General features: G+C 66.0%; 6 protein-coding genes and 1 pseudogene. All 7 read left to right on the plus strand.

Annotated elements, in window-relative coordinates; translation table 11 throughout:
* Window positions 1-220 precede the first annotated feature (220 nt).
* The 7 genes and pseudogenes from EPN51_RS26480 to EPN51_RS26510 all read left to right on the plus strand — a co-directional run bounded on the left by EPN51_RS26480 (window position 221) and on the right by EPN51_RS26510 (window position 7,011).
* Window positions 221-895: a TetR/AcrR family transcriptional regulator gene (locus EPN51_RS26480; RefSeq protein WP_293048832.1), complete on the plus strand. Its 675-nt coding sequence runs from the start codon at window positions 221-223 to the stop codon at window positions 893-895.
* Window positions 892-1,995: a TIGR03857 family LLM class F420-dependent oxidoreductase gene (locus EPN51_RS26485; RefSeq protein ID WP_293048834.1), complete on the plus strand. Its 1,104-nt coding sequence runs from the start codon at window positions 892-894 to the stop codon at window positions 1,993-1,995. The genes EPN51_RS26480 and EPN51_RS26485 overlap by 4 nt, the downstream gene beginning before the upstream one ends.
* A gap of 99 nt (window positions 1,996-2,094) precedes the next feature.
* Window positions 2,095-2,624, plus strand: a pseudogene (locus tag EPN51_RS26490) (SDR family oxidoreductase).
* Window positions 2,624-4,336, plus strand: a complete 1,713-nt coding sequence (locus tag EPN51_RS26495) for an FAD-binding protein (RefSeq protein ID WP_293048836.1) — start codon at window positions 2,624-2,626, stop codon at window positions 4,334-4,336. Before EPN51_RS26490 ends, EPN51_RS26495 begins: the two are co-directional and overlap by 1 nt.
* Before the next feature lie 53 nt (window positions 4,337-4,389).
* Entirely contained in the window at window positions 4,390-5,388 is a 999-nt protein-coding gene (locus EPN51_RS26500; RefSeq protein ID WP_293048838.1) for a phosphotransferase, read from the plus strand.
* A gap of 34 nt (window positions 5,389-5,422) precedes the next feature.
* Window positions 5,423-6,568, plus strand: a complete 1,146-nt coding sequence (locus tag EPN51_RS26505; RefSeq protein WP_293048840.1) for an LLM class flavin-dependent oxidoreductase — start codon at window positions 5,423-5,425, stop codon at window positions 6,566-6,568.
* A 32-nt stretch (window positions 6,569-6,600) separates the two neighbouring features.
* Window positions 6,601-7,011 (plus strand): nuclear transport factor 2 family protein, encoded by a 411-nt coding sequence (locus EPN51_RS26510; RefSeq protein ID WP_293048842.1) that lies wholly within the window; start codon window positions 6,601-6,603, stop codon window positions 7,009-7,011.
* The last annotated feature ends 316 nt before the right edge of the window (window positions 7,012-7,327 follow it).

The following is a 7,327-nucleotide window of genomic DNA, read 5'->3' on the forward strand; positions in this document are numbered from 1 at the left end:
CGCACGTCAGGTTTTTGGTGGGTCATGCCCACCGAATGCCCACTCAGGTGGGTTCTCCTGCCGTGCACACGCAACCAGGTCAGGAGATCGAGTGATTCAGCAGGAATCGCGACTGAAGGTTGCCGACAACACCGGCGCCACTGGTATCGAGTACCCGCGTTTATGTGGTCAGTTCGAGTGGGCGCTAGATTTACGCGTAGCTTACATGTAAGTTAACCGCGTGCAAGAGCGCATATTCGGGACCGAATCGCCGGGCCCGATGACTCCCCGGCTGACCTACGAGGGGATCGTGGATGCGGCGTCGGACCTCATCGCGGCAGAGGGATTCCGCGGGCTGAGCATGCGCAAGCTAGGAGAACGGTTGGGCTGCGCAGCGATGTCCCTTTACCGGCATTTCGCAACCAAGGAAGAGTTGCTGAGCGTGCTGGCCGATCGGCTGGTCGCTGAAGTCAAGCTGCCGGATCCCGAACTCGCGTGGGACGCCCGGATCACCGACTACTTCGTCAAAGTCGAGCAGCTGTTCCGGCATCACCCTGAGTTGGCGGAGATCTCCGCACGGCAGCACCTCAACTCTACGGCCGCATTTCGCGGGGTGGAGATGGTCCTGGGCGCACTGCGCGAGGCAGGACTGGACTCGGAGCAGGCGGTGAGTGCCTGGTACGCGCTGACGTTCTTCACAGCGGGGTTCGCGCAACGGCGCGCGACCGAGCACGCGGAGCGGGATCGCGACGGTGGACGTCGCCGCCGCATCGGTGCGCTTCCTCGGGACGGGTTCGAGCACTTTCACGAGATCGCCGCGATGTACACGGGTGGGCTTTCGGATCAGGACTTCGAGTCGGCGCTGCACGTGGTGCTCGCCGGGGTGGCAACACTTGGGAAGAAGGCGCCACGATGATCGATCTCTGTCCGATTGCCGAACGTGAGGACGTCATTGACGATCTCAGCGCATTTGTGATCGCGGGTCGTGTGAAGGCATCCCCGCAGGGTCGCTACGAGACCGACGAGCGCTCGCCGCGGCAGGGTGTGGCCGATGGTGTGGAGGCCGAGCGGATCGGTTTTCGGCGCATCTTCTTGTCCGAGCGGTGGAATTTGAAGGAGGCGGGCGCGATCCTCGGCGGTATTGGCGCGCTGACGTCGCGAGTGGACCTTGGTACTGGCGTGGTGCCGGCGTTCGCGCGGCATGCGATGCATGCGGCGGCGTTCGCCTCGACAATGCAAGCGGCGTACGGGCCCCGGTTCGTGCTCGGGCTCGGACGCGGCGGTGGTGGCGGCGCCGGATACGAGCATCAGAATGGTTTTCGCGCGCTGGAGGACTATGTGCGGATCGTGCGGCGTCTGTGGGCCGGGGAGCGGGTCGACTACGACGGTCCCGCCGGGTCGTTCACCCGGCTCAAGATGGACGACCGTCACGATGGACCTGATCCTCAGGTGTGGTTCGGGACCTTCGGACTGCCAAGGGGTGCGACGGTGGCAGCGCGGGTGATGGACGGTGTGCTGCTGATTCCCAACTTGACGCCGAACGCGACCCACGATGCGGTCCAACGATTGCGCACTGCGTGCGAGGCCCAGGGTCGTGACCCCGCGACGTTGCGGATCGCGCAATGCGTGGTCACTGCCCCCGAACTCGACGACGTCGAGACGCGCCAGATCTGTCACGCGCGGGCGCTCACCTATCTGCAGGCGCCGGGCTGGGGGGAGGCGCTGTGTGAGATGAACGGCTGGGATGCGGGGGCACTCGAGCGGATCCGATCGCACGGGTTGCTGCAGGGCCACGATTCCATCGCCGACTCCGTCTACCACCGCGCGCAGATGGAGGAGCCGGCGCGCAACGTACCGAACAAATGGATGGAGGAGTCGTGCGCGATCGGGTCGGTCGCACACTGCGTCGAGCAGCTGCGCGCGTACCGCCGCGCCGGCGCCGACGAGATCGTCACCTACGGCTCGACACCCGGACAGAACGCCGCGCTGGCCGCGGCCTGGCGAGCGCAGGAGTAGAACGTGACTGCAACAACACCCGTCGGCGCCCGATTGCTCGGCAAGGTAGCGGTGATCACCGGCGCCGGCAGCGGGATCGGCGCCGCGATGGCCATGGCCATGCACGTGCAGGGCGCGCGCGTGGTCGTCGCTGACATCAGCGGACAACAGAACGACGTGGCTCGCGGACTCGGCGAAGGCGCGATCGGCGTCCAAGTCGACGTCAGCGACGACGATTCCGTTGCCGCGATGATCACCGCGGCCCGCGATGCCTACGGGGCGTCGACGTGTTGTGCAACGACGCCGGGGTGGACGGCGATATCGGTGCGACCACGGACTGCTCGCTGGAGAACTTTGAGCGGGTCTTCGCCGTCAACACCCGTGATGTGTTCCATGGGCTCCGACACGCGATTCCCGTCATGCTCGGACGCGGTGGCGGGTCGGTAATCAACACCGCATCGGTCGCTGCCCAGCACGGCGATCCCGAAAAGGCCCGCGAGCTCATCTCCAAAGCCGAGGCGATGACCGCACTCGGCCGGCTCGGCAGTCCCGACGAAATCGCCGCGATGGCGGCGTTCCTGGCTAGCGACGAGTCGTCATTCCTGACCGGTGCGGTGCTGTCCGTCGACGGCGGCTACACGGCGGCATGATGACGACCGAAGTCGCGACCGCAGCCCTTGAGGGCGGAACGTTTGACGTGATTATCGCCGGCTCGGGTGGCGGGGCGCTGGTGGCCGCATTGCGGGTGGCGGCCGCAGGCCTGACGCCAGTTGTGATCGAGAAGACGGCCGTGGTCGGCGGCACCACCGCGCTGTCGCACGGGGGGCTGTGGCTGCCGGCGAACCCGCTGATGCGCGAGGCTGGACTCGAAGACTCCGTTGAGGCCGGGCTTGAGTATCTGCAGCATGTGGTCGGCGACCAGGGGCCTGCGACTTCGCCCCAGCGCCAGGAGGCATTCATCCGCGGCGGCATCCGGCTCATCGACTTCCTTCGCAGCGAGGGCGTTGTGTTCCGGCGGATCCTCGACTACCCCGACTATCACCCTGACGCACCCGGCGCACGTGAAAACGGCCGCATGGTGGCAACGCCAATGGTGGATGCCCGGCGACTCGGCCAGTGGCAGGACCTGCCCCGCCCCAGGCCGCCGTTGCCCGGCGGGCTGGTCATGCACTCGGTCGAGCAGTTCCGATCGCTGCTCGCTGCGGGAGTCAGCTGGCGAGCCAGGTTCGAGGTCGCCCGAATTCTCGCCGACACCGTCGCGATGCGGCTGCGCGGCGTCAAGCCGTTGGTAATGGGTCAGTCGTATGTCGGTCACCTGCTGCTGGCCGCGCAGCGCCGCGGCATCCGGATCGAAACGGACACCGCGCTGCGCGAGCTGATCCTGGAGCACGGGCGGGTGACTGGCGTCATCGCTGACCGTCACGGTCAGCGGGTTCGGTTCAGTGCACGCAACGGCGTCCTGCTCGCCGCCGGTGGATTTGCGCGCAACCAGGAGCTGCGCGACCGCTTCGGCCCACACCCCGCGAGCGATCAATGGACGGCGGTCAGCGAGGGCGATACCGGCGACCCGCTCTTGGCGGCGACGGCGATCGGTGCGGCAACAGCCAACCTCGCAATGGCCTACTGGTTGCCCGGCCTGATGGACGCCGATGGCAACTGCCAGATCTTCGTCGCTGAGCGAGTTGTACCGCATTCGATCCTCGTCGACACTTCGGGAGCGCGCTTTTCCAATGAGGCGCAGTCCTACGTGACGCTCGGCAACGAGCAATACCAGCGCAACCAAACGGTGCCTGCTGTGCCGGCCTATCTCATCATCGATGCGCGGCACCGGCGGCGCTGGTCCCTCGGCCTGACCCCGCCTGGTGTCCCGCCGCGCAAGTGGCTGCGCAGCGGACACCTCAAAAAGGCCAGCACCTTGGCCGAGCTCGCGCGCGCCTGCGGCATCGATCCAGGCGGTCTCGAGCGCACTGTAGAGCGATTCAACCGGATGGCGCTGGCCGGCGTCGACGAGGACTTTGGTCGCGGCAACGACGCTTACGACCGTGTCTACGGTGACCCGTCGCACGGCCCGAACCCCTGCCTCGGCACGATCGAGAACCCACCGTTCTACGCGGCCAAGATGTACCCGACCGACGTCGGGATGGCCGGCGGTCTGCTGACCGATGAATACGCCCGCGTGATCGGCGAGGACGGGACCGCGATCGATGGTCTGTACGCCTGCGGCACCTCGGCCGCCAGCGCGATGGGCGACACCTATCCGGGAGGCGGCGTCTCGCTCGGACAATCGTCGGTGTTCGCGTTGATCGCCGCCGAACACGCCACCAATGCCAGCGCGACGAACCCCGAGCGAGCGAAGCGATGAGCAGCCCTCTCGATCCGCGTTTCACACAGCTCGACGCGAGCTGGATCGACCAGGTGCTGCGCGACGGCGGCCACACCGGCGCGACCGTCACCGCGGTGGTGCCGGAGCCGCTGGCGTTCGGCGGCGCGACCACCGAAATGGCGCGCCTGCGGCTTGAGTACGCCGACGGTGCACCCGGCCCGGCGTCTCTGGTCGGCAAGCTGCGCGGTCAAGATGAGCTTCGCCGCCAGATGGAGGCGGCGATGGGCCTGTTCGACCGCGAGGTCCGTTTTTACCGCGAATTCGCCGCCGATCTCCCGGTAGGTACAGCGGCGGTGTTCCACGCCGGCGACGGCCACGACACGCCGCTGCTGCTGGAGGATCTGGCCGGCCTGCGGCTCGGCGACCAGGCAGCCGGGTTGAGCGTTCCCGACGCCGGGCAGTGCATGGATGCGCTCGCCGCGCTGCACGCCGAGCACTGGCAGTTGCGCACGCTCGCGACCTCATGGCTCACGAATCCGTACGACGGAACGTTTCGCCAAATGACAGTCCAGCTCATGGTCAGCGGCCTGGGTGCGCTCGACGCTTTCGCTTCTGCTGATCAGCTCGCGCAGGTCCCGACCGACCCGGCGCGCTGGGAGGAGTTGATCGCGCGTCTCGGCGACGGCCCGCGAACGTTGGTGCACAACGACTGCCGGCTGGACAACATCTTCTTCCGCGCGGATGGTCGGCCGGTCATCGTCGACTGGCAGACGGTTGCTGCTGCGCGCAGCAGCATGGACGTCGCCAACCTGCTTGGCGGCAGCATGGAACCCGATGATCTGTCGGACAATTGGGAGCAGCTGCTGCGTCGCTATTACGACCGGCTGGTAGCAGGTGGGGTCGAGGGCTATAGCTTCGACGAGCTGGTACTGCACTACCGCCAGAACCTCATCTGGCCACTCGGCCAAGGGCTCGCGCTGATCGGTGCGCTCAAAACCAACGACACCCGCGGCATCGGCCCGAAGAACGTGGTGCGAGCGCTCTCCCATGTGACGGAGCTCGACGCATTCACCGCACACTCCGAAGCATGACCAAACTCCCAGCAGACGAAGGACGGGTCCACCCATGCTCGAAACCTGTGTCGGCATCTGGACCGACCGCCACTTCCCGGCCAGCGTCATCGCTGACCAGTGCCGCGCGCTTCAGGACAGCGGTGCAGTCGATGGCGTCCTCGTACCCGACCAGCTCGCGGGCTTTGCGCCACAACAACTCTGGACCCCCGAGAACACTCCGCTCGCAGGACTGATCGGCGACCCGGACTCGGCGATGGACGCCTTCATGGTTGCCCCATACATACACGCGGCCGCGCCGCAGCTGAACCTGCATGTGACGTCGGACAGTGTCCGCCGCGGCCCGGCGGAGTTGGTGCAGTCGATGCTGACGCTCGCGCACTTGACCGAGGGTCGCGCGAATTTCCAGATCGGCGGCGGCGAGGCCAAACAGACCGCGCCGTTCGGACACCCCACCAATCAGGGCATGTCACGGATGAAGGATCTTTTTCAGATCTATCGGCAGATCCTCGACACCGATGGACCGATCGACTTCGAAGGCCAGCGCTGGAAGTTCAAGCGCGCGTACCTCGGCGGGGCCAAGCAGCATCGTCCGACGCTGTGGGCACTGGGTGGCGGACCGCAGCTGCTCGATTACGCGACATCCTGGGCCGACGGTCTCGCGATCGCCGTACCGAACGCACTCACCTCACCTGGGGAGACCGCTGAAGCGATCCAGGCGGTACGCCGTCAGGTCGAGCAGAAGGGCCGCGACCCCGAACAGTTCCGCTTCGCGCTCTGGATCTCCGTCCTGCTCCATCCCGACCAGTCCAAACTCGAAGCCGCCTTTGACAATCCGCTGATCAAGTGGGTGTCCTCGGCGGTCGGCCGAGTCGAGACCGGCATGTGGGCCAAGGAAGGGCTCCGTCTTCCGTTTCCCGAGGGGTGGAGCTACTTCAGAGACATGCTGCCGTATGCCACCGACGACGAGTTCGTCGACCGGATCATCGCCGCGACCACCCCCGATCACGTGCGCGCGGCCTGGCTCCTCGGGTCTCCCGACGACGTAGCCAAACAGGTGCAGCCGTACCTTGATGCCGGCATCGACTGGGTGATGCCTTTCGACTACCTCCCCGTCGTCGGTGATCCAGCCGATGCCCCGCTGTCCATCGGCTGGATGATCGAACTCTGCGCCGCGATGAAACGAAACAACAATCCCTGAGCAGATCCAGGAGCACCATGGACCCGACACACATGAGCATCGCCGACCGCCTCGCCATCCATGACCTCGTCGCCGAGTACTCGTGGCGATGCGACACGGGTGACTTCAACGGGATCTCCGAACTGTTCGCGGACGACGGGACCTGGGACGAGCGGGTGCTCGGCGCACCACTTTGCGAAGGCCGCGACGCCATCCACGGGCTGTTCCAGGCGCTCAACGACGCCGAGATCCCGCTCGTGATGCATATAACATCAGCAACGAGCGCGTCACCGAACTCGACGGTAACACCGCGAAAGGCACGTGCCACCTACGCACCGCCGGTACGGTCAACGGCATCCCGCTGGACGTGCACGGCTACTACGACGACGAATACATCAAGGTCGACGGCCAATGGCGGTTCGCCCGTCGCGCCTTGGTCGCCTTCGTCCCGCCGCAACCAGTGATGTAAGTCCACTACACGGTCAAGTTTGAGGGCGATACGCTGACCGCTACCTACGTTCCCGCCGACGATCCGCCGCCGTTTTAGCTGCGGAATTTCCCCATCTCGATCGGACCCAGCCGGAATTTGGCTCTGAGCTGGTCGTCCCCTAGACTCTAGGGGTTGCCTTGGGCAGACCTCGGCCGGTGCGAATCGGCCCTGCGTGCCCTTCGGTGACAAAGACCGCGCACGTCAGGTTTTTGGTGGGTCATGCCCACCGAATGCCCACTCAGGTGGGTTCTCCTGCCGTGCACACGCAACCAGGTCAGGAGATCGAGTGA

Source organism: Mycobacterium sp., assembly GCF_004298145.1.
Taxonomy (GTDB): domain Bacteria; phylum Actinomycetota; class Actinomycetes; order Mycobacteriales; family Mycobacteriaceae; genus Mycobacterium.

Bases quoted from the DNA above. Each gene is read 5' to 3' on its own strand.
- EPN51_RS26485 (WP_293048834.1), top strand. From the start codon at position 892: ATGATCGATCTCTGTCCGATTGCCGAACGTGAGGACGTCATTGACGAT.
- EPN51_RS26495 (WP_293048836.1), top strand. From the start codon at position 2,624: ATGACGACCGAAGTCGCGACCGCAGCCCTTGAGGGCGGAACGTTTGAC.
- EPN51_RS26505 (WP_293048840.1), top strand. From the start codon at position 5,423: ATGCTCGAAACCTGTGTCGGCATCTGGACCGACCGCCACTTCCCGGCC.
- EPN51_RS26510 (WP_293048842.1), top strand. From the start codon at position 6,601: ATGAGCATCGCCGACCGCCTCGCCATCCATGACCTCGTCGCCGAGTAC.